Here is a 13,383-nt window from a genome sequence, read left to right as displayed (position 1 = left end):
ACAGTCGCACATCGGCTCATCGGCTCATCGGCTCATCGGCTCATCGGGGGATCGTTTCCCCATGACACGCTCGTCCCCGTGAACATGACCAAAGGCGGCCTCTTCCGGCCGCTCCACGCCGCCGGCCTGATCGCCCTCTCCGCGCTCGCCCTGACCCTCTCCACGGCCCTCCCCACCCAGGCGACCGGTCCCGGCGCCCGCCACCTCTCAGGCGACACCGGCCGCAAGGACACCTCCGCCCAGGCCGTGTCCGCCAGCAGGGTGTTCTGTCCCCGCGGCACGGCCGTGCAGTCCGGCGGATACTCCACCACGCACTGGGACCACGGCCGCGACGGCACCCCCCGGCACACCGTCCTGGCCTCCCACCCCGTCGTCGCCGAGGACGGCCGCAGGGGCTGGTACGCCTCCGCCGCCCACGCCGATGTCACGGCCCACGTCGTGTGCGCACCGTCCCCGGAAGAGGACTAGGGGACAAGGGGACTAGGGGACTAGGGACTAGCAGGGGCCAGAGGACTGGCGGGACGGCCTAGAACACCGGCAGTGCCCACCTCGGCGGTGGCGGCGGCGGCCCGTCGGACGGCGCCGGGGCGGGCGCACGGGCGAAGGCCGCCACGCCGACTCCCGCGCCCTCCCCGGCGCCCGCCCGGCGCAGCGCCCCCGTGAACTCCAGGCAGCTCCCCCACCGGTCCTCGGGCAACTTCGCGAGGGCCCGGGCCAGCACCTCGTCCACCCCCGGCGGGAGGTCGGGCCTCAGCGAGGTCAGCGGCGGTGGCGGATCGTACTGGTGGGCCCACAGCAGCGCCATGTCCTCGTCCCGCTGGAACGGCGGGACGCCCGCCATCATCTCGTAGACCACGCACCCCAGGCTGTAGACGTCGCACCGACCGTCGACCGGTTTCCCGGCGATCTGCTCGGGCGCCACGTAGTCCAGGGTGCCGACGAACTGCCCGACGCTCGTGAACCCGGTCAGCGACAGCGACTTCTTCGTCAGGCCGAAGTCCGTCAGGTAGACGTGCTCGGGGTGTTCGCTGTCGGTACCGCCCGCGACGAGGATGTTGCCGGGCTTCACGTCCCGGTGCACCAGGTCGTGGGCGTGCGCCGCGTCCAGGGCCGAGGCGACCTGGCCGGCGATCCGGGCCGCCGCGTCCACCGGCAGCGGGCCCGTCCGGTCCAGCATGGCCCGCAGGTCCTGTCCGGCCACGAACCGCATGGCGATGTACAGCATGCCGTCGGTCTCCCCCGCCTCGAAGACGGGCACGATGTGCGGGTGGTCGATGGCCGCCGCCACCTTCGACTCGTGCGCGAACCGCTGCCGGAAGACGTCGTTGCGCGCCAGTTCGGGCGCGAGGAGCTTCAGGGCGACCGTCCGGTCCAGCCGTACGTCGTGCGCCCGGTAGACGACCGCCATCCCCCCGCGCCCGATCTCGGCCTCCACCACGTACCCGGCGATCCGCCGCCCCCGCAGGTCGGACTCGCGCCCGCGGAACGGCTCCGGGGCCGGACCGGAGCCCATCAGCGCGCCTCGGGCCCGGGCAGCCGCACGATCTTCGTGGGTTCGTGCGGAACGTCCGGCACGTGCGGTGCACGCGGAACATCTCTTACGTCGCCCTGGCCCTCGGTGTCGGCTTCCTGCGGCGGTGTCTGCGGCGCGGGCGGGGCACCGGGTCCCGCGACGACCGCGTAGGTGGCCAGACGGCTCCCGTCCCCGTACATCCACCGTCCCGCCGTCTCGTCGTAGAGCCACACGGACTCCCCGTCGACGACGACGCCGACGCGCAGTCCCCGCAGGGAGCGCCGGAAGGATTCGGGGTCGAGCCGTCCGGCCGCGAGGTCGGTGACGGCCCGCCGGTAGCGTTCCAGTTCCTCGGCGCACCGGGTGAGCAGCGGCTGCGGGTCCTCGACGCGGGTCAGCGGGCGCCCGCCGGTCGGCGGGGGCTGCGGCACGGCGAGGAGCAGGCGTCCGTCCACCCAGGCGGACCAGCCGTTGGCGCACAGGATCTCCCCCCATTCCCCGCGCCGGGACAGCAGCCGTACGGGCAGGAAGGCGTCCAGGGGCACCGTGGGGCGCGACAGGTCCGGGGTCTCCCACGCGGGGAGTCCGTCCTGCGGGACGATGTGGGTGGGCCGGAATTCCGCGGCTTGGCCGGGGCTGGTCATCGCGGCTACTTCCGCATGACGGCCGGCTCGTGGCGGCGCAGCACGCGGCCCACCAGGAAACCGAACAGCACGGCCAGGCCGGCGAGGGCCGCGACCTCCATGAGCCACAGACGGGGTTTGTGGTCGAACATCGGGTCCTGCGTGATCTTGCCGGGCACGATCGCGCCGATGTCGATGGTGGCCGACATCGCTCCCATGGCCCAGCGGGCCGGCACGAACCAGGCGAACTGTTCGATGACGGGGACCCCGGTGAGTTTCAGCAGGGAGCCGCAGAAGACGACCTGCACGATGGTGAGCAGGACCAGCAGCGGCATGGTGACCTCTTCCTTGGTCACCAGGGCGGAGATCAGCAGTCCGAGCACCATGGCGGTGACGGACAGCAGGGCGACGACGAGGGTGATCTCGATCAGCGGGGGCATGAAGAGCCCCTTGCCGCCGGGGGCGTTGGTCTTGACCCCGGCGAGACCGACCAGGGTGAGGACCACGGCCTGGCCGATGGTGATGGCGCCGAGGACCACCACCTTGGACATCAGGTAGGCCGACCGGGACAGCCCCACGGCACGTTCGCGCTGGTAGATGACGCGTTCCTTGACCAGTTCGCGGACGGCGTTGGCGGCTCCGGTCAGGACCCCGCCCACGCAGAGGATGAACAGGGCGTTGAGGGCCGTCTCCGCGTTGAGTTCGCTGCCGGCCAGGGCCCGGGCCATGGCGCCCATGACGAACGGCAGGGCGACCATGATGATCAGGAAGGTGCGGTCGGCGCTGAGCACGGCGGCGTAGCGGCGGATGAGGGTGGAGAGCTGCGAACCCCAGCTCTGGGCCTTGGGCGGCGGCTTCGGCGGGATGCCCGCGGCCCATGCGTCGACTCCCGCGGCCGGCACCCGGCCGGCGACGTCGACGTAGCGGCCGTACAGCGGTGAGGCCCGGTGCTCCCCGGCCCAGTCGCGTTCGCGCTCGTTCTCGAAGGCTTCGAAGGCCTCGGGCCACTGGTCGAAGCCGAAGAAGCCGAGCGCCTCGTCCGGGGGCCCGTAGTAGGCGATGCGGCCGCCGGGCGCGAGGACCAGGAGGCGGTCGCAGACGCTCAGGTTGAGCACGCTGTGGGTGACGACGATGACCGTGCGGCCGTCGTCGGCGAGGCCGCGCAGCATGTTCATCACCGAGCGGTCCATGCCCGGGTCGAGCCCGGAGGTGGGTTCGTCCAGGAAGAGCAGGGAGGGCTTCGTCAGCAGTTCCAGGGCGACGGAGACCCGTTTGCGCTGGCCTCCGGAGAGGCTGTGGATGGGCTGGTCGGCGCGCTGCTGGAGGCCGAGTTCGCCGATCACCTCGTCGACCCGGGCCTCGCGTTCGGCCTTGGCGGTGTCCTGCGGGAAGCGCAGCTCGGCGGCGTAGGCGAGGGCGCGGCGCACGGTGAGCTGGGCGTGCAGGATGTCGTCCTGCGGGACGAGGCCGATGCGGCTGCGCAGTTCGGCGTAGTCCCGGTAGAGGTCGCGGCCGTCGTAGAAGACGGTGCCGTGGTCGGCCGGGCGCAGGCCGGTCAGCGCGCCGAGCAGGGTGGACTTTCCTGCGCCGCTGGGGCCCACCACCGCGAGCAGGGTGGTCGCGCCGACGGGGAAGGTGACGTGGTCGAGGAGGGTCTTGCGGCCGTTGTCGACGGCCACGCCCAGGTCCTGGACGTCGAGGGAGACCCGGCCGGTGTCCACGTACTCCTGCAGCTGGTCGCCGACCAGGCAGAAGGCGGAGTGGCCGATGCCGACGATGTCGCCCTCGCCGATGGCGGCGGCCCCGGTGAGGCGGGCCCCGTTGAGGTAGGTGCCGTTGTGGCTGCCGAGGTCCACGATCTCGTACCCGCCGCCGGGGCGGGCGCGCAGTTCGGCGTGGTGGCGGGAGACGACGAGGTCGTCGATGACGAGGTCGCTGTCGGGGGCGCGGCCGATGCGGACGGCGGCCCGGTCGGCCAGCGGGCGGACCGAGGTCGGCTGCCGGAAGGTGCTGGTCATGTCCGGGCGGGAGACCGAGGAGGGCCGGGAGGTGGCGGCGGGTTCGGCGAAGCGGACGCGCGGTCCGTCGGCGGCGCTGCCGAAGCGGAGCTCGCTGCCGACTCCGACCGCCCACTCGCGGATGCGGTGGCCGTCGACCCACGTGCCGTTGGTGCTGTCCTCGTCCTCCAGCGTCCAGTGGTCGCCGTCCGGGCGCAGGATCGCGTGGTGCCAGGAGACGCGGGCGTCGTCGAGGCAGATCTCGCAGAGGGGGTCCCGGCCGACGTGGTACGTCCGGCGCGGGCTCATCGCGGTGGAGCCCCTGTCCGTTTCCAGGAGGAGCTCTGGGGCGGTCGGCACACCGGGGCGCTGGGCCATGGGGCGATTTTCCCACGATCCGGAGCACCCGGCATAACCGCAGGTCAGGGCGGCGTTATGGGTAATGACAACGGTCCCCGTTGCAGCCTTTGCCCATCGCCTCCAGGTGCGCTTCACTTCAGGCGAAGCGGAACGCGCGAGCGATTCGCCACGACTCACGGGGGACACCATGAGCACGCACGATCCCGCGCCGCACGACCACGGCACCGCCGGCCACGAGGGCTACGAGGGCTACGAGGGCTACGAGGGTCACAAAGGCCCCGACGGTCACGGCCACGGTCACGCGGGTCACAGCCACGGTGTCGCCGCCGACGCGGACCGGCGCTGGCTCGGCATCGCCCTCGGGCTGATCGCGGGCTTCATGGCCATCGAGGTGGTCATCGGCGTCCTGGCGCACTCGCTGGCCCTGATCTCCGACGCCGCGCACATGCTGACGGACGCCGTCTCGATCGTCCTCGCGCTGATCGCGATGCGGCTGGCCGCCCGGCCGGCCCGCGGCGGTTTCACGTACGGCCTCAAGCGGGCGGAGATACTCTCCGCCCAGGCCAACGGCCTCACCCTGCTGCTGCTCGCGGTCTGGCTGGCGTACGAGGCCGTACGGCGGCTGCTCGATCCGCCGCCCGTGGAGGGCGGGCTGGTGCTGGTGACGGCGCTGGCGGGGATCGTCGTCAACATCGTGGCGGCCTGGTGCATCTCGAAGGCGAACCGCACCTCCCTGGCCGTCGAGGGCGCCTACCAGCACATCCTCAACGACCTGTTCGCCTTCATCGGCACCGCCGTCGCCGGTCTCATCGTGCTCACCACCGGTTTCCGGCAGGCCGACTCGATCGCCTCGCTCGTCGTGGTCGTCCTGATGGTCAAGGCGGGCTACGGACTGGTCCGCGAGTCCGGCCGGATCCTCCTGGAGGCCGCCCCGGCGCACGTGGATCCGGACACGGTCGGCGACCGGCTGGTCGGGCAGCCGCCGGTCACCGAGGTCCACGACCTGCACATCTGGACCATCACCTCCGGGCAGGCCGCCCTGTCCGCGCACGTGCTGGTGGCCCCGGAGGGCGACTGCCACGCCGTGCGCCGGGACCTGGAGGCGCTGCTGGCGAAGGAGTACGGGATCACGCACACCACCCTCCAGGTGGACCACGCCCACGACTCCCTCCTCACGGTGGGCCGCCCCGGCGAGGACCGGGCGTCCGACACGCACTGCGCGGACGCCCACGGCCCGGTCCACCGCCAGGGCCCGCACGACCACTGAGGTGGGCCCGGACGGGGTAGGCATCGGGTCATGACCGCGAAGCGCAGCGCCGGGCTCCTCCTGTTCAGGCAGCCCGGCACGACGGACGGCACGTCCTCCCTCCTTTCGCCCTCATCCATCGAGGTACTGCTGGGCCATATGGGCGGCCCGCTCTGGGAGCGCCGCGACGCGGGCGCCTGGGCGATCCCCAAGGGCGAGTACGGCCCCGAGGAGACCCCGCGCGACGCGGCCCGCCGGGAGTTCGAGGAGGAGATCGGGCTGCCGCCGCCGGAGGGTCCGTACCTGCCGCTGGGTGAGGTGCGGATGACCGGCGGGAAGCTGGTGACGATCTGGGCGGTACGCGCGGACCTGGATCCGGCCCTCATGGTGCCCGGCACCTTCACCATGGAGTGGCCGCCGAAATCGGGGCGGACGGCGGAGTTCCCCGAGCTGGACCGGGTGGAGTGGTTCACCCCCCAGGTGGCCAGAACCAAATTGGTGGTGTCTCAGATTCCGTTCGTGGAACGGCTGTTGGACCTGCTGGCGACCGAGGGTTGACCTGACCTTTACTTGCCAACAAACCCTACATGCATGGACATTGCACGCATGACGAACGTCGTGCTGGTGGGAACCCTGGACACCAAGGGTGTGGAGTACGGCTGGCTGCGCGAGAGGCTGCTGCGCGCCGGCGTCGAAGTGATCACGGTCGACACAGGAATCATGAACGAGCCCCGGGTGCCCGCCGACATACCGCGTGAAGCGGTGGCGCGGGCCTCGGGAACGGAACTGTCCGCACTGCGCGAGGCCGCCGACCGGGGTGCGGCCGTGACCACGATGGCCCGGGGCGCGGAAGCGACCCTCTTACGCCTGCACGCCGAAGGCCGGCTGCACGGAGTCCTCGCGATCGGCGGCAGCGGCGGGACCTCCATCGCCACCCGGGCGATGCGCGCCCTGCCGCTCGGCGTCCCGAAGGTGATGGTCTCGTCCATGGCGTCCGGGGACGTGGCCCCGTACGTCGGATCCGCGGACATCACCATGATGTACAGCGTCGTGGACATCGCGGGGATCAACAGCGTCTCCGCGCCGGTCCTCGCCAATGCCGTCGCGGCCGTCGCCGGGATGGCCGAGGCCTACGCCCGCTCCACCCTGGAGCTGCGCCGGCCGGCCCAACTGGGCTCGGGGCCGAGGCCGCTGATCGCGGCGAGCATGGCGGGAGTGACCACGACGGGCGTGGACGCGGCCCGGGAACGCCTGACCGAACTGGGATACGAGGTCCTGGTCTTCCACGTCAGCGGCACCGGCGGCCGGACCCTGGAGACCCTGGCCGGCCAGGGGATCTTCGCGGGCGTCCTCGACCTCACCCTCAGCGAGCTCGCCGACGACCTGTGCGGCGGCATCCTCACCGCCGGGCCCGACCGGCTCAGCGCCGCCGGGCGGGCCGGGATCCCGCAGGTGGTGAGCCTGGGGGCGCTGGACATGGTGAAGTTCGGCCCGATGGAGAGCCTGCCCGAACGGGTCCGGTACCGCCGGGTCCGCGTCCACAACCCCTCGATCACGGTGATCCGTACGACCGAAGCCGAGTGCGCCGAACTGGGCCGCCGGGTCGCCGCCAAACTCCGTACCGCCACCGGTCCCACGGCCGTCTGCGTGCCCCTGCGCGGGCTGTCCACGCTCGGCGCCCCGGGCGGGCCCTACCACGACCCCGACGCCGACGGGGCACTGTTCTCGGCGCTGCGCGACGGGCTGCGGGGCAGCGCCGCCCGGATCCACGACTACGACACCCACATCAACGATCCCGACTTCGGGCGGGCGGCGGCCGACCGGCTGCACTCCATGATCGGAGCACGGGCCGCGGCGGCCTGACCCCGGGCGCGGAGGTACCCCCGACAGGGGAACCGGCCGTGGCGGAAATGTGTCCCAGGTGGTGGCCGGTCCACGGAACGACGGGCTCCGGGGCGCGGTCACGCCACGGCAAGGGGGAAGGCATGAACGGCGTGTGGTCGGTTCCCGGTTACTCGGAGGTCCGCGAGCTCGGTTCGGGCGCCAGCGGCCGTGTCGTCCTCGCGGTCCACGAGGGCACCGGCACGGCCGTCGCGGTGAAGTACCTGAACGACCGGATGCTCGAAAACCCGCTCTTCGTCCGGGAGTTCCGGGCGGAGGCGCAACTGCTCGGCGCCCTGCGCTCCCCCTACGTGGTCGGGCTGTACGAGTACGTCGAGGCGCCCGGCGGCGCCGCGATCGTCATGGAGCTCGTCGACGGCATCCCGCTCAACGCCCTGCTGAAGCAGTGCGGACGGACCGGCCCGGAGGCGGCGCTGGTGCTGCTGAAGGGCTCCCTGCTGGGCCTGGCCGACGCCCACCGGGCCGGCGTGGTCCACCGGGACTACAAGCCGGCGAACGTCCTGGTCGCGGCCGACGGAGCCTCCAAGCTGGTGGACTTCGGGATCGCCACCCCCCTCGGCACGACGCCCGGGGCGGCGGGCACGCCCGCGTACATGGCCCCGGAGCAGTGGCAGGGCCGGCCCGCGTCGCCCGAGGCCGACGTGTACGCGGCGACGGCGACCTTCTTCGAATGCCTCACCGGCCGCAAGCCCTACGACGGACAGAACTTCGCCGAGCTCGCGGTCCAGCACATCGAGGCCCCGGTCCCCGAGACCGAGGCACCCGAGCCGGTGCGCCCGCTGATCCGGCGGGGACTGGCGAAGGCTCCCGAACAACGGCCCGAGAACGCCGAGGCGTTCGTCGTGGAACTGGAGTCGGTGGCCCTGGCGGCGTACGGGCCCCAGTGGGAGGAACGCGGACAGCGCAAGCTGGCCGCGCTGGCGGCCCTGCTGCCCCTGCTGTTCCCCTCCGCGGGAGCCCCGGCGCAGGGCACCACCGCACTGGCCACGACGGTCCTGCCGCCGCCCGCGCCGGGCTGGGCTCCGGGCGGGCGGGGGCTGCTCGCGGCTGGAGCGGCGCTGGTGCTCGGGCTGGTGGCCGTACTCGGCTACCAGGCGGTGGGCTCGGAGCCGCGCGGCGCGCAGGCGCTCAACGCGTTCGCCACCTCGAGCGCGTCGGCGCCGGGCCCGGCCACACCGGCGCCCGGCCCGAGCCCGTCGGCTTCACCGACGCCGACGCCGACGCCGAGTCCGAGTCCGTCCGCGTCCCCGTCGGCGACCCCGAGTCCGGGCTACACGATGCCCCCGCCGACACCCACCCCCACGCCCACACCGAAGCCGACCTGGACGGTGACCAAGCCGCCCACCACGACCCCGACCCCCACGCCGACCCCGTCCCCCTCCCCGTCCGTCAAGATCTCCGCGGTGAACGTCACCTCCTTCCGGCAGACGGCACCGGGCACCACCGCGGCCTCCTTCTCCGTCGACAGCGACGGCGCGGGCCCGTACACCCTGGTCGTCGAGTGGTTCACCGGCGACACCCAGGGCGCCCTGACCGTTCCCGACGGTCGCCAGAGCGTGGAGTTCACCGCCGGAAGCCCCGGCACGCAGACCCTCGCGCACACCTTCGCGCAGGGCGCCGGCTGCTACTGGAGCGTGCGCGCCACCACCAAGCCGGCCGCCGCCAACCAGAGTTCCGTCCAGAGCATCTACATCCGGGGGTGCAAGCCGGCATGAGCGATCCCCACGCCCCGCAGGGCGACGACGACTACAGCGCCACCGTGCTCGGCAGCCACTGGATCACCGGACCCCCCGCGGGCACGGAGCGGACGGCGCGGCTCGGCCTCGACGGCGGGACCGAACGCACCGGCTCCACCGCGCGGTTCGAGGTACCGGTCGGGGCCGTGCCGGACCGGGTCGAGGGCTCGGTCCTGCGCTTCGGACCGGGGGTGACGGCCGCGCTCCCCGCGCCGTTCCCGCCGTACCCCGCCCCGGCCCCCCGCCGGCGGCGCGAGTGGCGGCGCTACACCCTGGCGGCCGCGGTCCTGATCGGAGTCCTCTGCTACCTGGGCTGGCAGCGCTACGGCCCGGCCCTGGAGGTCGGGGACGTGGTGGTGTCCACCGAGGCCGCCGACGCCGGCGGGCCCGGCTGCGACGGGACCGCCGATGTGGTGGCCGTCGTACGGACCAACGGGCGGCCGGGGGTGCTCGCGTACCGCTGGCTGCGCAGTGACGGAACGCACTCGGAGCAGCTCAGCGAGCGGGTGCCGAGCGGCCGGAAGGAGGCCCGGCTGCACCTGCTGTGGACCTTCCAGGGCGCGGGAACCTACCCCGCGAAGGCCGAACTCCAGATCGTCTCCCCCGTACGGCGGACGGCCGCGGCGGAGTTCACGTACCGCTGCCGCCCCTAAGTCGTCCCTGGCGGAAGTCGTCACGGCGAAGGCCATGCCCCTTGCCCAACCCCGGTCCGCCTTTCGGCCAACGGCCCGAGCACGCCGTCCCGTCCTTCCGGCCGGGGTGACCGTGGCCGTGCGGCCGAGGCGCCGCCACCCCCGCCCCTGGAAGACTGGAACGTGTTGGCGAGGGCATCAGGGATGCGGCCCTCACGGCACCCTTGCTGCCACGTTCCAGCCGGCGACACACCCCAACGGAACGTGGCCGTCCCGCACGGATGCCAAGTCCGCGCGGGAGGCCCGCAGCCGCTTTGGGGAGTGGCTGCGGGCCATTTCCGCCTGCCCGTCCGTGGCGGGCGGCAGCTCGGTCCCGCTCCTCCCTCAGAAGCGGGCGTGTGCGGTGATGTCCGCCGCGAACTCCCCCGTCATCGCCGGGGTCACCGTCGGCCGGCACTGCGCCACCGCCTCCAGGTAGTCCTCCGTGCTCGCGCCCAGCTGGGCCGCCGCCGCGCCGCGCGCGCCCACCGCCTCCAGGTCCCGCTCGAAGGACACCTGCGCCGCGATCCGCGCCGCGTGCTCGATGTCGGCCGGGGTGAACAGCTCGCTCGCCGCGACCAGCGCCGCGACGTCCACATCGGGACGGCCGGCCGTGTACCGGGCCCAGATCGCGGCGCGGGCGCCCGCGTCCGGGGTGCCGATCGGGATCAGGTAGTCGAAGCGTCCGGGGCGCAGGAAGGCCGGGTCGAGGGAGCGGATGGAGTTGGTCGCGCAGACCAGCAGCCGTTCGTCGCCCTCGCGGAAGCCGGGTATGAGTTTGAGCAGCTCGTTGGTCACCCCGTGGATCCCGCCGGGCTGGGCGGGCTCGGTGCGCACGGGCGCGATCTCCTCGACCTCGTCGATGAAGACGAGGACCCGCTCCAGCTCGGCGATGCGGGCGAACGCGTCGCGCAGCGCGGCCGCGAGGTTGCCCTCGTCGGCGAGGCGGGAGGGCAGCAGTTCCACGAAGGGCCAGCCCAGCCGCGAGGCGATGGCCCGGGCGAAGGTGGTCTTGCCGGTGCCGGGCGGGCCGAAGAGGGTGATGGCGCGCGGCGGCCGCACCCCGTGCGCGGCGGCCCGCTCGGGCTCGGCGAGAGGCAGCACCACGCGCCGTTCGATGAGGTCCTTCTCCGTCTCCATGCCGGCGACCTTGGCCCACAGGTCGTTCGGCAGGAAACGGCCGCCGAGGTCGTCGAGGAGACCGGCGGCCGGACCGTGCAGCGGCTCGGTCTTCTCGAAGTAGGCGACGGCGGGCTGGCGCGTGTAGCCGGCGTTGAGCAGGCCCTCGCCGAGCAGGTCCTCCTCGGGCAGGACGTACGCGATGCGCCCGACGCGGGCGGCGATGAGCCGCCGCTCCAGCTCCACGAGCAGCGCGCTCGCCAGGCCCCGGCCGCGCCAGCCGGCGGCGATGGCGATGCGCATGACCCAGGCGCGTTCGCCGGTGACACAGGCGAGGGCGGCGCCGATGGGGACGCCCTGGTGGACGGCGACCACGCAGGGCTGCCGGTCGGTGAGGGCGCTGATGCATTCGGCGAGTGAGAAGACCGACTCCTGGCCGAGTTCGGCCGTGGTGTCGATCAGATGGACAACGGCCGCGAGATCGCTCTCGCGGTAGTCGTGGATCAGCCAGTTCACCGGGTACCGCCCCTCGTTCGTGCTCCTGCGTGCCTGCTGCGCACCTTGCTGCCGCGAGGCTAGGGGCGGGCGGGCCGCTCGATCACGCTCCGTCGTGCACAACACCCGGTCGGGGAACCCTCCGTATCGTCCATAGACTGGTGCTTTCCGCCCGAACCGCTGCCCGAGGATCGTCGAGCTTTCATGAGTTCCCACATATCCGCCGCCGCCCGTGTCCGGCGGCCGTACCTCGTGTGGCTGGTTCCGGTCCTCTGGACCCTGGCGCTCGGGGTGTGGGGGCTCTCCCGGCAGAACAGCGTGTGGCGGGACGAGGCGGCGACCTGGCAGGTGGCGGAGCGCTCCCCGGGCGAGATCTGGCACCTGCTCGGACAGGTGGACGCGGTCCACGGCCTGTACTACCTGCTGATGCACGCGCTCTTCGAGGTGTTCGGGGCGAGCACGACCACCCTGCGCCTGCCCTCGGTGCTCGCGGTGGCGGTCGCCGCGGGCTGTGTGGCGCTGATCGGGCGCCGGCTGGCGGGTCCGTGGGCGGGACTGGGCGGCGGGCTGGCCCTCGGGCTGCTGCCGGCCGTGCAGTTCCAGCTCCAGGAGGGCCGGTCGTACGCGCTGGTCGCGGGCGGCGCCGGACTGTCCACGCTGCTCCTGGTCTCACTGATCGCGGCCGCCGGCTCCGGCACCGGAGCCGGCGTCGGAGCCCGTCCCGGGCGACGGACGTGGCCGCGCTGGACGGCGTACGGGGCCCTCGTGCTGGTCTGCGCCCTGCTGAACTGGTTCTCCCTGCTGATCCTGCCCGCCCACGCGGTGACCCTGTGGTGGGCGGGCGCCGGTCGCCGTGTGATGGCGCCCTGGCTGCTCGCCTCGGCGGCGGCCGTGGCGGGGGCGCTGCCGCTGATCCTGTTCAGCCGGACCCAGTCCGGGCAGGTCTCCTGGATACCGCCGCTGACCTGGCACATGCTGATCGGCCCGGGCGTCCTGCTGGCGGTCGGCGGCCTGGCCGCGTGGGCGGACCTGCGGGGCGGGCCGCGCACCGGGCTCCCGGCCCGGCTGACGGCGGCCTCGGTCGGACTGCCGCTGCTGGCGGTGCCCCTGCTGGGGCTGACCGCCGCCTCGCTGATCCAGCCACTGTTCCTGGACCGGTACGTGCTGTTCTCGATGCTGGGCATGGCCCTGCTGATCGGAGCGGCGCTGAGCGCGGCCGTACGGGCCCTCGCGCCCCGGTACCCGAGGGCCTCGGGCGCGCTCGTGCCGGTCGTGGTCGCGGTCTCGGCGGTGGCGCTGCTGCCCGTGGCACTGGCCGACCGGTCGCCGGCCAGCCGGGTGGACGACGTCCTGGCGGTGGCCGGGGAGGTGTCCGCCCTGAAGCGCGACGGCGACGCGGTGCTCTTCGTCCCGGCGGCCCGGCGGGACACCGCGCTGGTCTCGCCCGGAGCGTTCGCCGGCCTGAAGGACATCGCGCTGGTCCGGAGCCCCGCCGAGTCGGGGACCCTCAAGGGTGAGGAGGCCTCCCCGGCACGCATCTCGGCGGCCCTGCGCGAGCAGCGGCGGGTCCTCCTGGTGACGGACTCGGGGAAGAAGGCGAAGCCCTCCGCGTCCCCCGCGGACCGGGCGAAGGCGGCCGTGCTGCGGGCGGAGTTCACCGTGGTGGAGGACCGGCAGGTCCGCGGCCGCCGGGTGACGGTGTACGAGCGGCGCGGCTGAGG

11 protein-coding genes are annotated in these 13,383 nt (G+C 73.3%); 7 read left to right on the top strand and 4 right to left on the bottom strand.

The window, feature by feature from the left end:
- Positions 1–78: 78 nt before the first annotated feature.
- Positions 79–468 carry a hypothetical protein gene (locus ACIQV3_RS00490; protein ID WP_403708181.1) on the top strand — a complete coding sequence of 130 codons (390 nt, stop codon included), beginning with the start codon at positions 79–81 and terminating at the stop codon, positions 466–468.
- A gap of 58 nt (positions 469–526) precedes the next feature.
- On the opposite strand, the gene ACIQV3_RS00485 is transcribed toward ACIQV3_RS00490, so the two are convergent.
- The 3 genes from ACIQV3_RS00485 to ACIQV3_RS00475 are packed head-to-tail and all read right to left on the bottom strand — an operon-like array spanning position 527 to position 4,511.
- Complete coding sequence (locus tag ACIQV3_RS00485) at positions 527–1,513, bottom strand: serine/threonine-protein kinase (RefSeq protein ID WP_403708178.1); 987 nt, start codon at positions 1,511–1,513, stop codon at positions 527–529.
- Positions 1,513–2,157 carry a hypothetical protein gene (locus tag ACIQV3_RS00480; RefSeq protein ID WP_403708175.1) on the bottom strand — a complete coding sequence of 215 codons (645 nt, stop codon included), beginning with the start codon at positions 2,155–2,157 and terminating at the stop codon, positions 1,513–1,515. The genes ACIQV3_RS00485 and ACIQV3_RS00480 overlap by 1 nt, the downstream gene beginning before the upstream one ends.
- Positions 2,158–2,162: 5 nt before the next feature.
- Positions 2,163–4,511, bottom strand: a complete 2,349-nt coding sequence (locus ACIQV3_RS00475; RefSeq protein ID WP_403708172.1) for an FHA domain-containing protein — start codon at positions 4,509–4,511, stop codon at positions 2,163–2,165.
- Between the two features lie 169 nt (positions 4,512–4,680).
- Between ACIQV3_RS00475 and ACIQV3_RS00470 the strand changes: the two genes are divergently transcribed.
- The 5 genes from ACIQV3_RS00470 to ACIQV3_RS00450 all read left to right on the top strand — a co-directional run bounded on the left by ACIQV3_RS00470 (position 4,681) and on the right by ACIQV3_RS00450 (position 10,030).
- Positions 4,681–5,760, top strand: coding sequence for a cation diffusion facilitator family transporter (locus tag ACIQV3_RS00470; RefSeq protein ID WP_403708170.1), 1,080 nt, complete (start codon positions 4,681–4,683; stop codon positions 5,758–5,760).
- 30 nt (positions 5,761–5,790) lie between these two features.
- Positions 5,791–6,297: an NUDIX domain-containing protein gene (locus tag ACIQV3_RS00465; protein WP_403708167.1), complete on the top strand. Its 507-nt coding sequence runs from the start codon at positions 5,791–5,793 to the stop codon at positions 6,295–6,297.
- 48 nt (positions 6,298–6,345) lie between these two features.
- On the top strand, positions 6,346–7,602 hold the full coding sequence (locus ACIQV3_RS00460) for a Tm-1-like ATP-binding domain-containing protein (RefSeq protein WP_403709105.1): 1,257 nt from the start codon (positions 6,346–6,348) through the stop codon (positions 7,600–7,602).
- Between the two features lie 122 nt (positions 7,603–7,724).
- Entirely contained in the window at positions 7,725–9,356 is a 1,632-nt protein-coding gene (locus tag ACIQV3_RS00455; protein ID WP_403708164.1) for a serine/threonine-protein kinase, read from the top strand.
- Positions 9,353–10,030, top strand: a complete 678-nt coding sequence (locus ACIQV3_RS00450; RefSeq protein WP_403708161.1) for a hypothetical protein — start codon at positions 9,353–9,355, stop codon at positions 10,028–10,030. Before ACIQV3_RS00455 ends, ACIQV3_RS00450 begins: the two co-directional genes overlap by 4 nt.
- 363 nt (positions 10,031–10,393) lie before the next feature.
- Here ACIQV3_RS00450 and ACIQV3_RS00445 read toward each other — a convergent pair whose 3' ends face one another.
- Positions 10,394–11,683 (bottom strand): ATP-binding protein, encoded by a 1,290-nt coding sequence (locus ACIQV3_RS00445; RefSeq protein WP_403708158.1) that lies wholly within the window; start codon positions 11,681–11,683, stop codon positions 10,394–10,396.
- Positions 11,684–11,866: 183 nt separating this feature from the next.
- Between ACIQV3_RS00445 and ACIQV3_RS00440 the strand changes: the two genes are divergently transcribed.
- Entirely contained in the window at positions 11,867–13,381 is a 1,515-nt protein-coding gene (locus tag ACIQV3_RS00440; protein ID WP_403708155.1) for a hypothetical protein, read from the top strand.
- Positions 13,382–13,383: the final 2 nt, after the last annotated feature.

Origin of the sequence: Streptomyces sp. NPDC099050, from assembly GCF_044759865.1 — a bacterium.
Taxonomy (GTDB): Bacteria; Actinomycetota; Actinomycetes; order Streptomycetales; family Streptomycetaceae; genus Streptomyces.
Note: the sequence above shows the minus strand (reverse complement) of the source record. Positions and strands in the feature narration are given on the sequence as shown.

Coding starts and splice junctions, on each gene's coding strand:
- ACIQV3_RS00455 (WP_403708164.1), top strand. CDS start 7,725: ATGAACGGCGTGTGGTCGGTTCCCGGTTACTCGGAGGTCCGCGAGCTC.
- ACIQV3_RS00475 (WP_403708172.1), bottom strand. CDS start 4,511: ATGGCCCAGCGCCCCGGTGTGCCGACCGCCCCAGAGCTCCTCCTGGAA.
- ACIQV3_RS00480 (WP_403708175.1), bottom strand. CDS start 2,157: ATGACCAGCCCCGGCCAAGCCGCGGAATTCCGGCCCACCCACATCGTC.
- ACIQV3_RS00485 (WP_403708178.1), bottom strand. CDS start 1,513: ATGGGCTCCGGTCCGGCCCCGGAGCCGTTCCGCGGGCGCGAGTCCGAC.
- ACIQV3_RS00440 (WP_403708155.1), top strand. CDS start 11,867: ATGAGTTCCCACATATCCGCCGCCGCCCGTGTCCGGCGGCCGTACCTC.
- ACIQV3_RS00450 (WP_403708161.1), top strand. CDS start 9,353: ATGAGCGATCCCCACGCCCCGCAGGGCGACGACGACTACAGCGCCACC.
- ACIQV3_RS00465 (WP_403708167.1), top strand. CDS start 5,791: ATGACCGCGAAGCGCAGCGCCGGGCTCCTCCTGTTCAGGCAGCCCGGC.
- ACIQV3_RS00470 (WP_403708170.1), top strand. CDS start 4,681: ATGAGCACGCACGATCCCGCGCCGCACGACCACGGCACCGCCGGCCAC.
- ACIQV3_RS00460 (WP_403709105.1), top strand. CDS start 6,346: ATGACGAACGTCGTGCTGGTGGGAACCCTGGACACCAAGGGTGTGGAG.